General features: G+C 43.1%; 19 protein-coding genes, 1 tRNA gene and 1 rRNA gene. 8 read left to right on the top strand and 13 right to left on the bottom strand.

The genetic code is table 11. From position 1 onward, the window contains the following. The first annotated feature begins 236 nt into the window (after nucleotides 1–236). Nucleotides 237–352, top strand: a 5S ribosomal RNA gene (gene rrf, locus QQK21_RS11065). A gap of 30 nt (nucleotides 353–382) precedes the next feature. Further along, nucleotides 383–459: transfer RNA gene (locus tag QQK21_RS11060), tRNA-Asp, on the top strand. A gap of 430 nt (nucleotides 460–889) precedes the next feature. Here QQK21_RS11060 and QQK21_RS11055 read toward each other — a convergent pair. After that, nucleotides 890–2,182 (bottom strand): cation:proton antiporter, encoded by a 1,293-nt coding sequence (locus QQK21_RS11055; protein ID WP_284192255.1) that lies wholly within the window; start codon nucleotides 2,180–2,182, stop codon nucleotides 890–892. Nucleotides 2,183–2,351: 169 nt separating this feature from the next. Here QQK21_RS11055 and metH point away from each other — a divergent pair, with 169 nt between their 5' ends. Next, entirely contained in the window at nucleotides 2,352–6,029 is a 3,678-nt protein-coding gene (gene metH / locus QQK21_RS11050; protein ID WP_284192254.1) for a methionine synthase, read from the top strand. Between the two features lie 60 nt (nucleotides 6,030–6,089). On the opposite strand, the gene mgtE is transcribed toward metH, so the two are convergent. The 12 genes from mgtE to QQK21_RS10990 form a co-directional block, all read right to left on the bottom strand. Next, nucleotides 6,090–7,445: a magnesium transporter gene (gene mgtE / locus QQK21_RS11045; RefSeq protein ID WP_284192253.1), complete on the bottom strand. Its 1,356-nt coding sequence runs from the start codon at nucleotides 7,443–7,445 to the stop codon at nucleotides 6,090–6,092. A gap of 114 nt (nucleotides 7,446–7,559) precedes the next feature. Continuing rightward, nucleotides 7,560–7,835, bottom strand: coding sequence for an HPr family phosphocarrier protein (locus QQK21_RS11040; protein ID WP_284192252.1), 276 nt, complete (start codon nucleotides 7,833–7,835; stop codon nucleotides 7,560–7,562). A 3-nt stretch (nucleotides 7,836–7,838) separates the two neighbouring features. Next, complete coding sequence (gene rapZ, locus QQK21_RS11035; RefSeq protein ID WP_284192251.1) at nucleotides 7,839–8,702, bottom strand: RNase adapter RapZ; 864 nt, start codon at nucleotides 8,700–8,702, stop codon at nucleotides 7,839–7,841. Continuing rightward, nucleotides 8,702–9,148: a PTS IIA-like nitrogen regulatory protein PtsN gene (ptsN, locus tag QQK21_RS11030; protein WP_284192250.1), complete on the bottom strand. Its 447-nt coding sequence runs from the start codon at nucleotides 9,146–9,148 to the stop codon at nucleotides 8,702–8,704. Before ptsN ends, rapZ begins: the two co-directional genes overlap by 1 nt. A gap of 5 nt (nucleotides 9,149–9,153) precedes the next feature. After that, nucleotides 9,154–9,441 carry a ribosome hibernation promoting factor gene (gene hpf / locus QQK21_RS11025; protein WP_284192249.1) on the bottom strand — a complete coding sequence of 96 codons (288 nt, stop codon included), beginning with the start codon at nucleotides 9,439–9,441 and terminating at the stop codon, nucleotides 9,154–9,156. Between the two features lie 25 nt (nucleotides 9,442–9,466). Further along, nucleotides 9,467–10,930, bottom strand: coding sequence for an RNA polymerase factor sigma-54 (locus tag QQK21_RS11020; protein ID WP_284192248.1), 1,464 nt, complete (start codon nucleotides 10,928–10,930; stop codon nucleotides 9,467–9,469). Nucleotides 10,931–10,981: 51 nt separating this feature from the next. Continuing rightward, nucleotides 10,982–11,707 carry an LPS export ABC transporter ATP-binding protein gene (gene lptB, locus QQK21_RS11015; RefSeq protein WP_284192247.1) on the bottom strand — a complete coding sequence of 242 codons (726 nt, stop codon included), beginning with the start codon at nucleotides 11,705–11,707 and terminating at the stop codon, nucleotides 10,982–10,984. A 2-nt stretch (nucleotides 11,708–11,709) separates the two neighbouring features. Further along, the gene (lptA, locus tag QQK21_RS11010; protein ID WP_284192246.1) at nucleotides 11,710–12,207 is read right to left on the bottom strand and encodes a lipopolysaccharide transport periplasmic protein LptA; all 498 of its coding nucleotides are present in this window, start codon (nucleotides 12,205–12,207) and stop codon (nucleotides 11,710–11,712) included. Then, nucleotides 12,188–12,751, bottom strand: coding sequence for an LPS export ABC transporter periplasmic protein LptC (lptC, locus tag QQK21_RS11005; RefSeq protein WP_284192245.1), 564 nt, complete (start codon nucleotides 12,749–12,751; stop codon nucleotides 12,188–12,190). Before lptC ends, lptA begins: the two co-directional genes overlap by 20 nt. Then, nucleotides 12,748–13,305: a 3-deoxy-manno-octulosonate-8-phosphatase KdsC gene (gene kdsC / locus QQK21_RS11000; RefSeq protein ID WP_284192244.1), complete on the bottom strand. Its 558-nt coding sequence runs from the start codon at nucleotides 13,303–13,305 to the stop codon at nucleotides 12,748–12,750. The genes lptC and kdsC overlap by 4 nt, the downstream gene beginning before the upstream one ends. After that, complete coding sequence (locus tag QQK21_RS10995; RefSeq protein WP_284192243.1) at nucleotides 13,305–14,270, bottom strand: KpsF/GutQ family sugar-phosphate isomerase; 966 nt, start codon at nucleotides 14,268–14,270, stop codon at nucleotides 13,305–13,307. Before QQK21_RS10995 ends, kdsC begins: the two co-directional genes overlap by 1 nt. A gap of 24 nt (nucleotides 14,271–14,294) precedes the next feature. Continuing rightward, complete coding sequence (locus QQK21_RS10990) at nucleotides 14,295–15,266, bottom strand: calcium/sodium antiporter (RefSeq protein ID WP_284192242.1); 972 nt, start codon at nucleotides 15,264–15,266, stop codon at nucleotides 14,295–14,297. 234 nt (nucleotides 15,267–15,500) lie between these two features. Here QQK21_RS10990 and mlaF point away from each other — a divergent pair, with 234 nt between their 5' ends. Genes mlaF through QQK21_RS10965 form a run of 5 tightly spaced genes read left to right on the top strand, consistent with a single transcriptional unit; the run spans nucleotide 15,501 to nucleotide 18,528 of the window. Beyond that, nucleotides 15,501–16,304: a phospholipid ABC transporter ATP-binding protein MlaF gene (gene mlaF, locus QQK21_RS10985; protein ID WP_284192241.1), complete on the top strand. Its 804-nt coding sequence runs from the start codon at nucleotides 15,501–15,503 to the stop codon at nucleotides 16,302–16,304. Further along, nucleotides 16,294–17,085, top strand: coding sequence for a lipid asymmetry maintenance ABC transporter permease subunit MlaE (gene mlaE / locus QQK21_RS10980; RefSeq protein ID WP_284192240.1), 792 nt, complete (start codon nucleotides 16,294–16,296; stop codon nucleotides 17,083–17,085). The genes mlaF and mlaE overlap by 11 nt, the downstream gene beginning before the upstream one ends. Nucleotides 17,086–17,087: 2 nt before the next feature. After that, nucleotides 17,088–17,579: an outer membrane lipid asymmetry maintenance protein MlaD gene (gene mlaD, locus QQK21_RS10975; RefSeq protein ID WP_284192239.1), complete on the top strand. Its 492-nt coding sequence runs from the start codon at nucleotides 17,088–17,090 to the stop codon at nucleotides 17,577–17,579. A 2-nt stretch (nucleotides 17,580–17,581) separates the two neighbouring features. Next, nucleotides 17,582–18,223 (top strand): phospholipid-binding protein MlaC, encoded by a 642-nt coding sequence (mlaC, locus tag QQK21_RS10970; RefSeq protein ID WP_284192238.1) that lies wholly within the window; start codon nucleotides 17,582–17,584, stop codon nucleotides 18,221–18,223. After that, nucleotides 18,220–18,528 (top strand): STAS domain-containing protein, encoded by a 309-nt coding sequence (locus QQK21_RS10965; RefSeq protein ID WP_284192237.1) that lies wholly within the window; start codon nucleotides 18,220–18,222, stop codon nucleotides 18,526–18,528. The genes mlaC and QQK21_RS10965 overlap by 4 nt, the downstream gene beginning before the upstream one ends. The last annotated feature ends 1 nt before the right edge of the window (nucleotide 18,529 follow it).

Raw genomic sequence — 18,529 nt, 5'->3', positions numbered from 1 at the left:
GATAGGCAGGGTGTGTAAGCGTTGTGAGGCGTTGAGCTAACCTGTACTAATTGCCCGTGAGGCCTAACCATACAACACCCAAAGGGTTTTGTTGTGGACTCAAATAGAACATTGAATGTGTAGAGAACACAAAACAGCTTTCCAAGTTTTTGGACAGAATTTATCAACTATGTCCATGTAGTTGACCCTACAGGCCGCACTAAAGTGCGTTAAATTTTGTTCCATACAAAATTTTGCTTGGCGACCATAGCGTTGTGGACCCACCTGATTCCATGCCGAACTCAGAAGTGAAACGCAATAGCGCCGATGGTAGTGTGGGGTTTCCCCATGTGAGAGTAGGACATCGCCAGGCTTTATATTTAGACTTAGGTCTAACCAGTGCGGAGCGGTAGTTCAGTTGGTTAGAATACCGGCCTGTCACGCCGGGGGTCGCGGGTTCGAGTCCCGTCCGCTCCGCCACTTCTTCTAAACCCTAGCAGCAATGCTGGGGTTTTTTTATTTGTATAATCTAGTGGGTTTTTACTAAGATTCTCCCGAGTGCCCCACGGCAAATACATTTTCTTCCGAGTTTGATAGGCAAAGTTTTCCAAGCATCAACAACCATGCGCGCTGGTACTAGGCTTACAGAGCACAAAAATAGCCTTTATTGCTAAGGTGATCTTATTTTTATACTTTTTAGGTTGAGAGTTACCGAAAGAGGATAACATTCTAGATACTAACTGTACTAACTGTACTAACTGTACTAACTGTACTAACTGTACTAACTGTACTAACTGTACTAACTGTACTGAAGCTTCTGCTTTGAGTTTTTGATGTGGGAAATCGGATCTGGGTGTTATTGACTGAAAAAAGGCTCTTAGAAGAGCCTTTTTATATAGGATAGCTAGCTTTAGTTATTATCCCGTTCCATCTCTTTTTCAGCAAGTTTGGCTTTTTCTATCATAGGAGTAATCGTTGAACCCTGAATCAAAATAGAAAAGACAACAACAGAGTAAGTCATCACGAGGATAATTTCTTTCACGTCGATAAGCTTGTCTTGAACGACCCAAATGCCGGAGGGAATAGAAAGGGCCATTGCTAGGGCTAGTCCACCCCGTAAACCGCCCCAAGTCAGGATCTTAACTGACCAAGGATTATATTTTCGATGGCGCTTAAAACCAATGTAAGCCAAGAAAACACTTAAATAACGAGCACCCAGCACCAGAGGTATTGAAAACGCCATTAAAATCCAATCCTCCTCATGGAATTCAAATAGCAACATAGACATACCAATTAAGAGGAACAGCACACCATTTAAAAACTCATCAACCAGTTCCCAGAAGTGGTCGAGGTGATCTTCACTTTCTTTCGAAAAGCCAATAAATCGAGTCCAGTTACCAATCATGATACCAGACACAACCATAGCCAACGGCCCAGAGACATGCAGAACTTCTGCAAAAGCATAACCGGCTGTTGGTATGCCTATCGTCAGTAGTAGCTCCATGGAGTGATCGTCAGTCGAACTAATTAGATAGTGAAAAAGCAAACCAAGAGCAAATCCGTACACGATTCCTCCTATTGCTTCTTGAATAAAGAGTAGAGAGACGCTACCTACAGTTGGTGACTCTGTACCAAAAGCGATAGTGAACAAGGTGACAAATATGACTAGACCAAATCCATCATTAAAGAGTGACTCTCCCTCGATTTGGGTTGAGATACGCTCTGGAGCGTCCAATTTCTTGACGATTGCTAATACCGCAATAGGGTCTGTTGGTGAGATTAGCGCGCCAAAAAGCAAGCAGTATACTAGGTCAAACTGCACGCCAAGTAGTTGACAGAAACCATACAGGACGAAGCCAATGAAAAAGGTAGAAAAGAGGGTTGCGCCGAGGGCGAGCACCGCAATTTCCCACTTTTGATTTTTGAGGTGCGGCAGTTTGATACCTAAACCACCTGCAAATAAAAGAAACCCTAAAATACCTTTGAGAAGAAAATCTTCAAAGTTAATACTCGATACAGTATCAGAAGCGATTTCGCTCAAGTGGAACCAATTGTTTTGACCAGCGATTAAAATCAGAAGAGATAAAACCATTGAGCCTGCTGTGATAGCAATTGTTGTTTGCATCTTGCCTATCTTACTGTTTATAAAAGCAATAAGCATGGCGGCTGCAGATAAAAAGCAGAGAGTATAGTAAACCGACATTGGGATCTCAGAGTGTGACAAATTATGACTGAGAATTTTCTTCTCGACGTGATTAAATAGCAAACGTTTTTTTGTCATTCTTCAGTGATAAATTTAGTCGTTTGGACGTCTAGACTCCTTTTTTAACTGTGATAGGATGAGTCAATAAGGAAAATGATGAGGCTGTACCGTGGGAAGTAATGTAAGGCAACAGATAGACGCTCAATTAAAACAACGCATATTGCTGATTGATGGCGGTATGGGCACTATGATTCAGGGGCATAAATTAGAAGAATCGGGATATCGAGGAGAGCGGTTTGCCAATTGGCATTGTGATCTTAAAGGCAATAATGATCTTTTAGTACTCACTCAGCCTGACTTGATCAAAGCCATCCATTGTGAATATTTGCAAGCTGGGGCTGATATTCTCGAAACTAACACGTTCAATGCCACGACTATTGCCATGGCAGATTACGATATGGAAAGCCTTAGCGAGGAAATCAATTACCAAGCAGCGAAGTTGGCCCGTGAAGCTGCCGATGAATGGACAGCCAAGACACCTGACAAACCTCGCTATGTTGCTGGCGTGCTTGGACCAACTAACCGTACTTGCTCTATTTCTCCTGATGTAAATGATCCAGGCTATCGGAACGTGAGTTTTGATGAATTGGTGTGCGCTTACTCCGAATCTACAAGAGCTTTGATAAAAGGTGGATGTGACCTCATACTCATTGAAACCATCTTTGACACGTTAAATGCGAAGGCCAGTGCATTTGCAGTTGACACTGTATTTGAAGAATTAGGTCTGAGTTTGCCTGTGATGATTTCTGGGACGATTACAGACGCATCGGGACGAACATTATCCGGACAGACTACAGAGGCCTTTTATAACTCGCTTCGCCATGTAAAACCTATCTCATTTGGTCTTAATTGCGCGCTTGGGCCAGATGAACTTCGCCCTTATGTAGAAGAGCTTTCTCGTATTTCAGAGTCATATGTATCCGCGCATCCTAATGCTGGATTACCCAATGCATTTGGGGAATATGATCTGTCTCCCAGCGATATGGCTGTTCATGTTAAAGAATGGGCAGAAAGTGGCTTTCTCAACTTAATTGGTGGCTGCTGTGGTACCACTCCTGAACATATTCAGTTTATGGCCAAGGCAGTAGAAGGGATCGCACCCCGCCAGATCCCTGAGTTAGCTGTTGCATGTCGCCTCTCAGGATTAGAGCCTCTGACAATCGAAAAAGACACCTTATTTGTCAACGTTGGCGAAAGAACCAATGTCACAGGATCGGCGCGCTTTAAACGACTCATTAAAGAAGAGTTATATGATGAAGCGTTAGACGTTGCTCGCCAACAGGTTGAAAATGGCGCTCAAATTATCGATATCAATATGGATGAGGGCATGTTGGACGCTGAGGCATGCATGGTTCGTTTCCTCAATTTGTGTGCGTCTGAGCCTGAGATATCCAAAGTCCCTATCATGGTTGACTCTTCAAAGTGGGAAGTCATTGAGGCTGGACTTAAATGCATTCAAGGCAAAGGGATAGTAAACTCTATTTCATTGAAAGAAGGCAAAGATAAATTTGTTGAACAGGCTAAATTGATTCGCCGTTATGGGGCCGCGGTCATTGTTATGGCCTTTGACGAAGTTGGTCAGGCAGAAACTCGTCAACGTAAGCTTGAAATTTGTACGCAAGCTTATCGGATTTTGGTGGATGAGGTAGGTTTCCCAGCAGAGGATATTATTTTTGACCCTAATATCTTCGCAGTAGCGACAGGGATTGAAGAGCACAACAACTACGCGGTCGATTTTATCGAAGCTGTGGCCGATATTAAACGTGATCTCCCGCACGCGATGATTTCTGGAGGCGTATCCAACGTTTCGTTTTCATTTAGGGGCAACAACTACGTACGAGAAGCGATTCATGCAGTATTTCTTTACCATTGTTTTCGCAATGGCATGGACATGGGCATAGTGAACGCAGGTCAATTGGAAATCTATGACAATGTTCCTGAAAAGCTTCGAGAAGCGGTTGAAGATGTCGTGCTAAATCGTCGTAACGACGCAACAGAGAGATTACTCGATATTGCGGCTGACTATGCGCAGAAAGGCGTGGGTAAAGAGGAAGACGCGAGTGCTTTGGAGTGGAGGACTTGGCCAGTTGAAAAACGTTTAGAGCACGCATTGGTTAAGGGAATTACCGAATTTATTGTCGAAGATACTGAAGAGGCACGAGTTCAAGCCGCTAAACCGTTAGAGGTCATCGAAGGTCCATTGATGGATGGCATGAACGTTGTCGGTGACTTATTTGGCGAAGGTAAAATGTTTTTGCCCCAAGTCGTGAAATCTGCACGGGTAATGAAACAGGCTGTGGCGCACCTCGAGCCATTTATCAATGCTGAAAAGCAAGCCGGGTTTTCTAACGGTAAGATACTTTTAGCGACGGTCAAAGGTGATGTTCACGATATCGGCAAAAATATTGTCGGCGTCGTTTTGCAGTGCAATAACTACGAGATCATTGATTTAGGCGTGATGGTTCCGTGTGAAAAAATTCTTAAAGTCGCCAAAGAAGAAAATGTCGATATTATTGGTTTATCGGGCTTGATTACCCCCTCTTTAGATGAAATGGTGCATGTTGCCAAAGAAATGGAACGGCTTGGTTTTGAACTACCATTATTGATTGGCGGGGCGACTACATCTAAAGCGCATACTGCGGTAAAAATAGAGCAAAATTATCGCCATCCGGTTGTGTATGTGAACAATGCGTCTCGCGCTGTGGGGGTGTGTACCTCGCTACTTTCTGATGAACTACGGCCTCCCTTTGTTGAAAAACTTGATGCAGATTATGTGCGAGTTCGCGATCAGCATAACCGCAAGAAGCCACGTACAAAACCAGTAACACTAGAGCAAGCTCGCGCGAATAAGATGGCTATTGACTGGGACAAGTATACGCCGCCAGTCCCAGCTAAACATGGAGTGCACGTGTTTGATGATTTTGATGTCGCGACTTTACGTCAATACATTGATTGGACGCCATTCTTTATGACTTGGTCTTTGGTTGGAAAATATCCCACTATTTTGGAACATGAAGAAGTTGGCGATGAAGCGAAAAGGCTATTTGCAGATGCCAATGAATTGCTTGATAGAGTAGAGAGAGAGGGATTACTTAAAGCTCGCGGTATGTGTGCTCTTTTTCCAGCCGCGAGTATTGGCGATGATATTGAAGTTTATACTGACGAATCTCGTACTCAAGTACAAAAAGTATTACATAACTTACGCCAGCAAACTGAAAAACCGAAAGGATACAACTATTGTTTGTCTGATTTTATTGCCCCTAAATCTTCTGGAAAATTGGATTGGATTGGTGCGTTTGCTGTAACTGGTGGGATTGGTGAACGTGAGTTAGCTGATGAGTATAAAGCTAATGGAGATGATTATAACGCGATTATGATCCAAGCGGTTGCCGATCGACTTGCTGAGGCTTTTGCTGAATACTTGCATGAGAGAGTACGTAAAGATATCTGGGGATATGCAAAGGATGAAAGCCTATCAAATGAGGAACTGATACGAGAGAAGTATCAAGGTATTCGTCCCGCGCCAGGCTACCCAGCTTGCCCAGAGCATACTGAAAAAGGGACCTTGTGGGAGTTGTTGAATGTTGAGCAGACCATAGAGATGTCCTTAACCACTAGCTATGCAATGTGGCCAGGCGCCTCAGTGTCAGGTTGGTATTTCTCACACCCTGATTCACGTTATTTTGCTATTGCCCAAATCCAGCAAGATCAAGTCGAGAGTTATGCTGAGCGTAAAGGGTGGGACAATACTGAAGCTGAGAAATGGTTAGGTCCTAATATCAACTAACTTTTCTTTATATAGCAAAAAGCACAGCCAATGCTGTGCTTTTTTATTACTGTGGTTTGGCTAAATCATCAGTGTAGCCAAACCAAGGAATACAGATAAGCCGATAACATCCGTCACAGTTGTCAGTGCCATTCCTCCCGCAAGTGCAGGATCTATATTCATTTTTTTCAACAGGATAGGAATAGTTACTCCAGCGATACCCGCAACCAGTAAATTGGTTAGCATCGCTGCGGAAATAATTCCTCCCAACATCCAATTTCCTTTCCAAGCGACAACGATACCACCAATGATCAGTGCCCACATGATGCCGTTTACTAGACCTATGGCAGCCTCTTTCATTAGCAGTTCACGTTTGTTAGCATCACCGATGTGCCCCAGAGCTAGACCACGGATCACAAGCGCAACGGTTTGGTTACCAGCGACACCTCCCATCGACGGTACTATGGTCATAAGGACTGCGATGGCTGCCATTTGATCTAACGTAGCCTCAAACATGTTGGAGACTGAGGCAGCGGCTAAGGCTGCAAGTACATTGGCTCCGAGCCAAACACTGCGCTTTCGTGCAGACTTGACTACAGGAGCAAAGGTATCTTCATCATCATTCATACCTGCCATGCTCATCATGGAATGCTCAGCGTCTTCACGGATTACATCGACAACATCATCAATAGTGATTCGACCAACGAGATGTTTGTTTTCGTTAATCACAGGAGCTGAAACCCAATTACGACGTTCAAATAGACTAGCAACGTCAGAGTCACTCATCGTCACTTCGATGGCTTCATCAGCATCTGCCATAACGTCACTGACTTTCACATCTGGTTGTGTGGTGATTAGGGTGGTAATAGGCAGCTGGCCGATAAGTTGACTCTCTTCATCAATGACATAAAGCGCGTCCGTTGCTTGAGGTAACTCTCCTTTCATTCTCAGATATCGTAGGACAACGTCAACGTCAACGTCAGCACGAATAGTGATGACGTCAGTATTCATCAGTCCACCTGCTGTATCCTCAGCGTAGGATAATGCCGCTTCCACTCGTAAACGGTCTGAGATATCCATTTGTGAAAGGACTTCACGTGATACGTCATCAGGCAAACTACGAAGAACGTACGCTACGTCATCCGTGTCCATACCCTCGGTTGCTTCAGCAAGTACCTCAGGTTCCATTTTAGAGACTAGAGCATCTTTGACATCCTCACTTAATTCGTCGAGGATCTCACCATAGTCTTCAGGATCAGTAAGTTGCCAGAGAACATCACGACTTTTTCTCGGCGAGGCTTCTAACAGATGGGCAATATCTTCCGGTTCCATGTCCTGAAGTTGCCGCCGGACATGAACAAATCTACCATTGTCTAGAGCGTCTGAAACTTCTTGGAGGGCTTGGTGAGCTTGATCGAATTCAATTTGCTCTGCCATTTTTTCCTCCTGACTCTATAAGCTTACAATATGTCGAATAATAACTTAATTTTAGTGTTTATTTAATAAGTTAATATAAAAGGGAGTGATTTTCTTTTATCTTGGGCGATAAAGTTATTCAGCCTCTTCGAATTTGTCTTCGATGAGATGGCAGACAGCATCTAATGCATGTTTGGCATCATCGCCATCAGCGGTAATTGTTACATGTTCGCCTTGTGAAGACTCAAGCATGAGCAATCCCATGACACTATCAGCAGTCACTTCTTTACCATCATGATTTTGGATAGTCAGAGTGGCTTCAAAGGATTGAGCAAGCTCTACAAGCTTTACCGCAGCTCGAGCATGTAGCCCCAATCGGTTTTGGATAAGGACAGTTCTACGTTGAGACATGGGTTATTCCTTGTGTGTCTTTTCCAAACTGGTATGGCGAACTTGTACTTGATGCCCCATTTGGGCAAAGTGCTCACCAATTTGTTGTGCAAGATAGACAGAGCGGTGCTGGCCTCCCGTGCAGCCGATAGCAACCGTTAGATAGCTACGATTATTTTTTTCAAGTAAGGGCAACCAGTTTTCGATGAATGTTTCAATTTGCTTTTTTAAGTTCAGCACATCTTGGTGACTTTCGAGAAAGGCTTTAATAGGGGCATCTAGCCCTGTCATGGGGCGCAGTGCTGGCTCCCAATGAGGATTTGGCAAAAAGCGTACATCAAAGACATAGTCAGCGTCACTTGGTAGTCCATACTTGTAGCCAAAAGATTGAAAAACCATAACGAGGTCTTTACGCTCTCGGCCCTCAATACGCATTCTGACCACTTCACTTAGCTCATGTAATGATTTGTTACTGCTATCTATGACCAAGTCAGCATGTTCTTTGAGAGGAGACAAAATACAGCGCTCTTTTTCGATAGCTTGCTCTAACGAGGTGTTCTCTTGGCTGAGAGTTAAGGGGTGTATGCGCCGAGTTTCACTATAGCGTTTAAGTAAGGTGTCTTTCTTGGCATCTAGAAACAGAATGCTTACGTCAGAGGATTTTTTCAGTTTGCTCAAAGTATCGATAAGCAAATTAGGTTCTGTAGGTAAGTTTCGAATATCAATACTAACGGCAACATTTTGCTTGCTGGATTTGACGGACTTGATAAATTTATCCAGTAAATCGACAGGTAAATTGTCCACACAGTAGTAACCCAAATCTTCGAGTACGCGAAGTGCTACGGTTTTTCCTGCTCCAGACTGCCCGCTAACAATGATAAGACGCATCAATGGTTAACCATGATATCGTAAAGCTCCTGATCGGACTTGGCCTTACGCAGTTGTTTGAGAACTTGTTTGTTATTTAATCGCTCTGCCATGCTTGAAAGGGTTTTTAGATGCTCTTTACATTGTGCATCGGGTACTAAAAGAGCGAACAAGAGATCAACCGGTCGATTATCGATAGAATCAAACTCGATGGGCGATTCACACTGTAGTAAAACGGCCACAGCCTTATCCGTCGATTGCATACGTGCATGAGGAATGGCGATACCATTACCTATACCAGTGCTGCCGACTTTTTCTCTGCTGAGCATACACTCAAATAGCTCAGTAGGATTCTGTCCGGTGTGCGTTGCGACGATTTCACTGATCATCTCAAGTGCTCGCTTTTTACTAGTACATTGGACTGCACTTTTGGTGCAGTCCAATGAGAGGATTTCACTTAGTTGCATGATATTTAATGTGTATTTAACTTTTCTTTGTGTTTGTTTAATTGTCTAACCAATTTGTCGACCAAAGAGTCAACGGCAGCATAAATGTTTTCTTCATCTGCTGAAGCGTGGATCTCGCCTTGGTTGACGTGAAGGGTAGCTTCCGCGATTTGACGAAGTTTTTCAACTTTTAAAACAACATGTACGTTATTTATATGGTCAAAAAAGCGCTCAAGCTTTTGAAACTTTTCGTTTACGTAGTCTTGCATTGAATCGGTGAGCTCAATGTGGTGGCCATTTATATTGATGTGCATAGACTTTCCTTCTTGGTTAGGTGCCTTATAGTAGGCGTTTACGCTGACTCGAAGGGGCGATGCCTAGAGATTCTCGGTATTTCGCTATTGTTCTCCTAGCGACCTGAATCCCCTGGTCAGCAAGTAGGGCTGCAATTTTGCTGTCACTGAGTGGTTTGGCACTATTTTCGGCAGCAACCAGCTTTTTAATCAAAGCCCGGATTGCAGTGGATGAACATTCCCCACCATTATCAGTACTGACATGGCTGGAAAAGAAAAATTTTAGCTCAAAAATACCTCGTGGTGTGTGCATGTATTTCTGGGTAGTGACCCTCGAAATGGTTGATTCATGCATATCAACATCGAGTGCCACATCATTGAGGACCATCGGCTTCATGGCTTCTTCGCCGTATTCAAAGAAATCACGTTGATGTTCAACAATACATTTGGCAACCTTCAATAAGGTTTCGTTTCTACTTTCTAAGCTTTTAATTAGCCATTTGGCTTCTTGAAGATTGGAACGAATATACTGACTATCAGAGCTGCTGCCTTTGCCTAACGCAGCGTAGTGTTGATTGACTTTTAATCTGGGGATTGAATCTGGATTTATGGTTACAAGCCATTTACCACGTTCCTTGAACACAGATACGTCTGGAATGACATATTCAGCATGCTCAGCTGCAATACGGCTTCCTGGGCGGGGATCTAATTGTTGGATAAGGTTCAGAGCTTCTTTCAGTTCAGACTCTTTTAATCTTGCCTCTTTTATGATGACTTTATAGTCACGATTACCCAACTGATCGATATGGTTGGTCAGTACGAGTTTGGCTTCTTTTAACCAAGGCGTATCTTCAGGAAAAGCGGCAAGTTGCAACAGTAGACAGTCTTGTAGATTGTTGGACGCGACGCCTAATGGATCAAATTGCTGAACTCGCTTACGAACTGCTTCAATCTCTTCTAATTCGATTTCCTCATTGTCAAAGCTCTCAAGAATATCTTGGGTAGATATTGTCAGATAACCGTAGTCGTCAATGGCATCAATAATAGCCATCGCTATGGTTCGATCTGTGTCACTAAAGGGGGTGAGATCCAGTTGCCAAGTTAAGTAATCATGTAAGGATTGAGTGGTTTCTCCTTGATAGACTGGCATGTCATCATCTAACGCTATGCCGGTACTACCCGTATTTGCGCTATACACGTCTTCCCAAGTCGTATCAATTTCAAGTTCATTACTGATTTCTGATGTTTCGATGAGTTCAGAGCTGTCTTTTACTTCGGGCTCCGTAAGTTCAGAATTACTGTCCTTTTCTTCGCTGTGGATGGATTTTTCTTCAAGATTTTGACTTTCTTCTGAACCATCTTCTACTTCTAAAAGCGGGTTGGAATCCAAAGCTTCTTGAATCTCTTGTTGCAGATCCAGAGTAGAAAGTTGCAGCAAGCGAATGGCTTGTTGCAACTGTGGGGTCATTGCTAACTGTTGTCCCAGCTTGAGTTGTAATGAGGGTTTCATTCAGTATTGTTTGCCTTAGATGCTATAGAATCTTACCGTTCTTCATTTTAATCATAGACGGAATTGTTCACCGAGATAAACTTGTTTTACTTGTTCATTGTTAAGCACTTGATCTGGCGTACCTTCAGCGATTAAGTGTCCTTGGCTGACGATATAAGCTTTTTCGCACACATCTAATGTTTCACGTACATTGTGGTCTGTAATGAGGACGCCCAGTCCGCGATCACGTAAGTGTTCGATGATTTTTTTGATATCGATAACGGATATTGGGTCGACACCAGCAAAAGGTTCATCCAATAAAATAAATTGAGGGTTAGCCGCTAGTGCTCGGGCGATTTCTACCCGCCGACGCTCTCCACCTGAGAGTGCCATGCCAGCGCTGTGTCTTATGTGCTGAATGTGGAACTCTTCTAATAAATCTTCCAATTTATCTTGTCTTTGCTCTCGAGTGAGTTCTTCACGTGTTTCCAGAACCGCCATAATATTGTCTTCAACAGAAAGCTTCCTGAAAATAGAAGCTTCTTGCGGCAAGTATCCTATCCCCATGCGAGAGCGACTATGCATTGGCAAGATACTGATGTCTTTATCGTCAATAGTAATGGAACCTTCATCACGGGCGACAAGTCCTACGATCATATAAAAGGACGTAGTTTTACCAGCGCCGTTAGGTCCTAATAGACCAACAATCTGTCCGGAAGTCACTTCTAGGCTTACATCGGTAACGACTTGTCGATTGCCATATGTTTTTGCTAAGTGTTTTGCTTTGAGTTTTGCCATAGTTAGTTTTGGATGGTTTGTGGCTGAAGAATCGTTTTTACACGTTCGCCAGTTTGATTGCCGTCTGCGATAAGTTTCTGAGCTGAAATTTTGTAACGAATTTTTTTGCTACGTATTTCACTGTCATCTTGTGACAACATTGCTTGCTCTATCATTATCAATTCATCTTCAGCGACTTTGTAGTAAAGCTCTTTTGCCTCTCCATAAAGTGTCTTTCCGTCATCAGTGAGTTGGGAAAAGGTGGCAAGGTCGCCGTAACCCTCTATTTCTCTAATTGAGCCATCTTTGGGGTTTCTGGTAACAATAACTTTATCAGCATTGATGTTGATACTGCCTTGTTTCAGTGTTACATCTCCAATAAAAGTTGCTTTGTTACTCTGCATATCAAGTTGTTGAGTGGCAGAGTTAATGTAAGCAGGTTGTTCAAGGTCATTAGACAAGGCTAAGGCTGGTCCTGAAATCAGCAAAAAGGAAATTAGACTAAGGTGTAACAGTTTCATATTTACTTTGTACGCTATTGTATAGGGTTGCGTTGTTATCGGCAAAGTTGCCTTTCATTGCTTGGCCTACCGTTTCAAATTGAGGGCCAATCAGAGTCACTTGGTTGTCAGCCCAAAAGTTGCGACTTTTTAACTGAATATTCATCATATCAGTCGATAGAATATCGAAACCTGAATCAGGTAGTAAATTCTTTGCAAGGACGTTCGTTTGTAGCGTCAAAACATGGTCCTTATTCAAAACGCCTTGCTCAGCGGTGACTTCCCATTCTTGAGTTGTGCCTTCTTTGTATACTTTTAAGACAGGGTGGTCAAAAATGGTATCGCCACTTTTGGCAAAATGATCCAGTTTATCTGATGTAATGACATAGCTGCGAACACCTTGTTCGTCGAATGACGTGTTGGTTAAATCTTCACCGCTAAACATGGGTAACTCGGTATTTGGTTCTACTTGTATATCGTACCCTCGGCCTTTCTCAATCAAATAGTAGGCTGACCAAGAGATGATAAATGCCAGAATAAGATAGCCGATACGCTGGACACTCATATACTTAAACCCTTGTAGGACTCGAGCTCGTCACGTGATTGCAAAATGAGATCGCAGACCTCTCTAACAGCCCCGTGGCCTCCTAGAGTCTGTGTTACATAATTTGCTCGCGTCACCAGCAGTGGATGCCCATCGCCTACACATACTTTTAGAGCAACCTTTTCCATCACAGGCCAATCTATTAGGTCATCACCGATATAAGCGGTGTGCTCAGGCGCAACATTTAATCTTTTGCATATATCATCATATGCTTTCAATTTGTCGTCTTGACCTTGATATATCAGTGAAATACCAAGGGCTTTCATTCGATTTTCAACAATGTCAGATTTTCGTCCTGTGATAATAGCAATGTCAATACCTGCTTTCATCAGTGACTTAACTCCGTAACCATCTCTGGTATGGAAAGTCTTAAGTTCTTCGCCATTGTTGCCCATGTAGATGAGCCCATCGGAAAAAACACCATCTACGTCACAAATCAATAGCTTAATAGTTTTGGCAATATTATATGTACTTTGTTCCACGGGTTTATATAAAGTTTCAATCATGGTTGACATTACATGACTCCCGCCTTGAGTAAGTCATGCATGTTCAAGGCTCCAACAACCTTTTTGTGGTCACATAAAATAAGTCCATTGATTGCCTTGTCCTGCATGAGATTTAATCCTTCCGCAGCCAGAAGATTAGGATGAGCTACGGTTGGATGCGTTGTCATCACTTCTCCAATTTGAGTGCTGTGTATATCAATACGTTTATCGAGAATGCGACGCAGATCGCCATCGGTAAAAATGCCTACAAGCATCTGGTTGCCGTCGACGACAGCTGTCATTCCTAGTCCTTTTTGACTGATTACGAGTAGCGCATCTCTAATCAGTGTATCTGGAGTGACGATAGGGAGTTTGTCTCCGGTGTGCATAATGTCTGAGAGTTTTAATAGGAGCTTTCGTCCCAGCGCACCACCTGGATGAGACAACGCAAAGTCCTCAGCTGTAAAGCCACGCGCCTGCAGCAAGGCTACCGCTAATGCATCTCCCATGGCCAAGGTTGCTGTTGTACTGGCTGTCGGTGCCAGCCCTAGGGGACAAGCTTCTTTGGGCACAGAAATTTGTAAATGATAATCGGACAATTTAGCCATATTTGATGAAGGCTTGCCAGTCATGCTTATGATTTTTATATTAAGCCGTTTGAGAACTGGGAATAGGCTCAATATTTCTGAAGACTCACCGGAATTTGAAATGGCTAATAAAATGTCGCCGGCTTTAATCATGCCCAGATCGCCATGAGCGGCTTCTCCTGGATGAACAAAAAATGCGGATGTGCCTGTGCTCGCTAATGTGGCTGCAATTTTTTTACCGATATGACCAGACTTCCCCATACCCATGACAGCGATTTTACCTCCGTGATTGGATAGGATCAGCTCACAGGCGTTAATGAAATCTTGGTTAACATATTGATCGAGTTGCTCTAGTGCCTCGATTTCAGTTTTCAACACTTCAAGAGCAGCGGCGCGAAAATCAAACATGTCAAACTCCCAGTAAATAAAAAATTACGCAGTCATGTTAAGGACTAGATAGCCTTGATAGGCAAGAAAACACAATAGAAGCGCAGCGCCTTCAATACGATTGATACTTCGCGATTTACCTAATGCCATTGCGACCAATAGTAGTGAAACACCTAACATTATCCAGAAATCTCTTCCCATGGCATACTGACTGAGAATGGATGGATTCAAAATACCAGGTATGCCCATGACCGCGAGTATGTTAAACACATTTGAGCCAATAATATTGCCAACCGCCATATCATCTTCACCTTTCATCACACCTGCCAGTGACGCGGCAAGCTCCGGTAAACTCGTCCCCACGGCGATTATTGTGAGTCCAATAACCAGATCGCTCATACCCAAATATTGGGCAATATAGACGGCGCTATCGACTAAGGTATCTGCTGATATGGGTAAAATAACTAACCCAAGTATCACCCACATCAAAGCTTTTAAATTACTGACCCCTTCAGGAACTTCTGATTCTTGCTCTTCAAGTAGTGGGTCTGTCTGACCACTTTTTTTCTCTTTATTGCTAATGCGTAGCATTGCCAAAATAAATACCGCAAATAGAGCAAACAGCAACACGCCTTCATGGAAACCTAATCGGCTATCCCACAGTACAACGCCAGCAAGAATAGTGACGCCTATCATAAGGGGAAATTCTCTGCGCAAAACAGCTGAACTTATTGATAGGGGTTTGACCATTGCAGTAATACCGAGAATTAATGCAATATTGGCGATATTTGAACCCAATACGTTCCCTACCGCGGTATCCGTTTTGCCGTCTAGTGCCGCCGTTGCTGAGACCATCATTTCAGGAGCTGAAGATCCCATTGCTAAGATAGTCATACCTATCACAAGGGGAGAAATACCGATATTTCGAGCTAATGCTGCTGCACCAAAGACAAGTTTATCAGCGCTCCATACTAAAAAGACTAATCCAACAACTAGAAACGCAATCGCTTCAAACATGATGATCCTTAATTAGTGGATAAAGGGACAAATTTAGCGATCAATTTTGACGGTTTAGGTATAAAAAGGGAAGTAATTAATCGTTCACCAACTAAATTGATCGACTTTATCATGTTTGGAAATGAAAAGAGCTTTATTTAGTAAAATGTTAGCCATAATTAAATAGGCAGATCTTCAAATTTTTACACAATGTGCTTATGATGGCCGATTCAACGCGCTAAGTCAGGGAATGCTATGTCATCTTCGGATCTTGTAACCATTAAAAACTTAACTTTTTTTCGAGGGAAAAGGCGGATATTTGATGATATCAGCTTGAATGTTCCTCGTGGGAAAGTCACCGCAATTATGGGACCATCCGGTATAGGTAAGACAACTTTATTGCGTCTTATTGGTGGTCAACTTTACCCAGATAAAGGTGAAGTGTGGTTTGATGGTGAGAATATTCCGACGTTAAACCGCAAGCGATTATACAAAAAGCGTAAAAAAATGAGCATGTTATTTCAGTCTGGAGCGTTATTTACGGACCTCAACGTCTTTGACAATGTCGCTTTTCCGCTTCGTGAACATACGCGTTTAGACGAAACACTGATTCGTACATTAGTCCTACTTAAACTGGAAGCGGTTGGTTTAAGAGGCGCATCACAGTTGATGCCAAGTGAACTGTCTGGTGGTATGGCAAGAAGAGCAGCATTAGCGCGTGCTATCGCCCTTGATCCTGAACTTATCATGTATGATGAGCCTTTTGTTGGTCAAGACCCAATTACTATGGGGGTATTGGTTGAACTGATACGCAATCTAAATCAAGCTTTGGGAGTGACGTCTGTTGTGGTGTCTCATGATGTCCCTGAGGTGATGAGTATAGCCGATTGGGTTTACATCTTAGCGAATGGAAAAATTATTGCTAAAGGTACGCCTGAAGAGTTGCATGCCAATCCTGATCCACAAGTACAACAATTTCTTCTTGGCAACGCTGACGGGCCTGTTCCGTTTCGTTATCCAGCACAAGCTTTAACTAAGGAGCTTTTTGATGGTATCTGACTTGGCAAATTTTATTGCCGCGACAGGCCGCAGAACATTAGATGTGTGTGAGTCTTTTGGTCGTGCAAGTTTGATGGTATTTGGTGCTCTAATATCTCGCCCTCAACCGATAAAAAACCTTCCTCTATTAGTCAAGCAATTATATAGCGTTGGTGTTCAGTCTCTGATCATCATTGTTTTGTCGGGTTTATTTATAGGCATGGTACTGAGTCTTCAAGGTTACGTCATTTTGGTCGATTTTGGTGCAGAAGGTGCACTGGGGCAAATGGTTGCTTTATCATTGCTGCGAGAGTTGGGACCGGTTGTGACTGCACTATTGTTCGCCGGTAGAGCAGGGTCCGCTCTGACGGCTGAAATCGGCTTGATGAAAGCAACAGAGCAGTTATCAAGTATGGAAATGATGGCGGTTGACCCATTAAAGCGCGTCATCGCCCCCCGTTTTTGGGCCGGAGTGATATCAATGCCTATGCTGGCGATGATTTTTATGGCTGTTGGGATCTGGGGTGGCCAGCTGGTTGGGGTTGATTGGAAAGGCATTGATCACGGCAGTTTCTGGTCGGCTATGCAGGCTTCGGTTGAGCTTGGCCAAGATATTGGTAATAGCCTTATTAAAAGTTTGGTATTCGCTATCACGGTAACTTGGGTAGCATTATTCAATGGGTATGATGCGATTCCGACTTCGGAAGGTATCAGTCGAGCAACGACTCGTACCGTCGTACACTCTTCATTGGCAGTACTTGGTTTAGACTTTGTACTGACTGCACTGATGTTTGGGAATTAACTATGCAACAAACAAGAAAAATTGAGTTATGGGTCGGCACTTTTGTGATTGCTGGAATTTGCGCAGTGTTGGTGATGATTTTTCAAGTCGCTGACGTAAAAGGGCTCGGCGCGAATAATACTTATACGCTGAAAGCTGAGTTCGATAACATAGGTAGTTTAAAAGTCCGTTCACCTGTGAAAGTGGGTGGTGTGGTTATTGGGCGAGTGGCAGACATAGGGCTCAACAAAGAGAATCTTCTTCCTGTTGTGACTATGTCAATTAACGCAGATTATGACCAATTTCCTGAAACATCGAGTGTCAAAATACTCACATCAGGTTTGATTGGTGAGCAATACATAGGTTTAACGCCAGGATTTGTTTTTGATGATGAGCAAATGTTAGTGGATGGTAATTACATCGAAGATACGAAATCAGCGCTAGTGTTGGAAGACCTAATTGGTCAAGTATTATATAGCGTCGGTGGTGACTCGAAAAATCAGGAAGAGGAATAACCATGTTTAAGCAGTTACTACTGAGTTTAACAATGTTTGCTGTAACGCTGACAGCTGGTGCCGCGGAAATTGACAAAACCCAACCTTATCAAATGATGAAGCAAGTTGCTCAGCAAGCATTCGATCGTTTGAAATCCGAGCAAGATGCGGTGCACAAGAATCCTGATCATTTAAAAGTGATTGTTGAACAAGAGCTGATGCCTTACGTCAACGAAAAGTATGCGGCACTAAAATTGTTGGGGCCAAATTTAAAAGGGGCTAAGCGTGAAGATGTGAGTCATTTTATTGCTGCTTTTCGCGCTTACTTGGTCAGCTCATATGCACAAGTATTGACTCAATACACGAATCAAAAGATTGAATTTGGCCCAGAACCGAAGATAGATGACAGTAAAACCATTGCCGGTGTGAAAGTTGACATTATTGATACACCAAGACCCAATATTAAGCTTGAATTTAAGCTGCGAAAAGACAAGAAAACGGGAGAGTGGTTAGCTTTTGATATGATTGCTGAAGGAATCAGCCTGTTGTCTAGCAAGCAGTCAGAATGGAGCAGTCAGTTACGCCAAGAAGGGATTTTGGCAGTTGCCAAAGATCTGGAAGAGTTGGCGTCTCGACCGATTCGTTTTGAGAGTAAAGAAAAATGAATTCGGGTCAATGGTTAAGGATATCTGATGAAAAATATCAGTTATCAGGAGTGCTAGATAGAGAGTCAGTACCTGAACTATGGAAGTGTTTGTCCCTGTGGCAACCCGACCATTCGATGATTGAGATCAGCTTGGAGCCAGTAGAACGAGTGGATTCAGCTGGTATGGTGATGCTAATTCATCTAATAGAACATGCAAAAATTAAAAACTGTCATATAATGCTCAGTTTCGTGCCAAAACAACTGCTAACTTTGTTCCAGTTGAGCAATGTTGAAGAGTGTATTGACGGGCATATCAAGAATTAAA

The organism is Vibrio zhanjiangensis (assembly GCF_030161235.1).
GTDB classification, from domain to species: Bacteria; Pseudomonadota; Gammaproteobacteria; order Enterobacterales; family Vibrionaceae; genus Vibrio; species Vibrio zhanjiangensis.
The sequence above is the reverse complement of the archived record's forward strand: the minus strand, read 5'-3'. Positions and strand labels throughout refer to the sequence as shown.

Coding starts and splice junctions, on each gene's coding strand:
- lptB (WP_284192247.1), bottom strand. CDS start 11,707: ATGGCAAAACTCAAAGCAAAACACTTAGCAAAAACATATGGCAATCGA.
- QQK21_RS11055 (WP_284192255.1), bottom strand. CDS start 2,182: ATGTCGGTTTACTATACTCTCTGCTTTTTATCTGCAGCCGCCATGCTT.
- mlaD (WP_284192239.1), top strand. CDS start 17,088: ATGCAACAAACAAGAAAAATTGAGTTATGGGTCGGCACTTTTGTGATT.
- ptsN (WP_284192250.1), bottom strand. CDS start 9,148: ATGCAACTAAGTGAAATCCTCTCATTGGACTGCACCAAAAGTGCAGTC.
- hpf (WP_284192249.1), bottom strand. CDS start 9,441: ATGCACATCAATATAAATGGCCACCACATTGAGCTCACCGATTCAATG.
- mgtE (WP_284192253.1), bottom strand. CDS start 7,445: ATGGCAGAGCAAATTGAATTCGATCAAGCTCACCAAGCCCTCCAAGAA.
- kdsC (WP_284192244.1), bottom strand. CDS start 13,305: ATGTCAACCATGATTGAAACTTTATATAAACCCGTGGAACAAAGTACA.
- QQK21_RS11040 (WP_284192252.1), bottom strand. CDS start 7,835: ATGTCTCAACGTAGAACTGTCCTTATCCAAAACCGATTGGGGCTACAT.
- QQK21_RS10995 (WP_284192243.1), bottom strand. CDS start 14,270: ATGTTTGATTTTCGCGCCGCTGCTCTTGAAGTGTTGAAAACTGAAATC.
- QQK21_RS10965 (WP_284192237.1), top strand. CDS start 18,220: ATGAATTCGGGTCAATGGTTAAGGATATCTGATGAAAAATATCAGTTA.
- lptC (WP_284192245.1), bottom strand. CDS start 12,751: ATGAGTGTCCAGCGTATCGGCTATCTTATTCTGGCATTTATCATCTCT.
- QQK21_RS11020 (WP_284192248.1), bottom strand. CDS start 10,930: ATGAAACCCTCATTACAACTCAAGCTGGGACAACAGTTAGCAATGACC.
- mlaE (WP_284192240.1), top strand. CDS start 16,294: ATGGTATCTGACTTGGCAAATTTTATTGCCGCGACAGGCCGCAGAACA.
- mlaF (WP_284192241.1), top strand. CDS start 15,501: ATGTCATCTTCGGATCTTGTAACCATTAAAAACTTAACTTTTTTTCGA.
- lptA (WP_284192246.1), bottom strand. CDS start 12,207: ATGAAACTGTTACACCTTAGTCTAATTTCCTTTTTGCTGATTTCAGGA.
- mlaC (WP_284192238.1), top strand. CDS start 17,582: ATGTTTAAGCAGTTACTACTGAGTTTAACAATGTTTGCTGTAACGCTG.
- rapZ (WP_284192251.1), bottom strand. CDS start 8,702: ATGCGTCTTATCATTGTTAGCGGGCAGTCTGGAGCAGGAAAAACCGTA.
- QQK21_RS10990 (WP_284192242.1), bottom strand. CDS start 15,266: ATGTTTGAAGCGATTGCGTTTCTAGTTGTTGGATTAGTCTTTTTAGTA.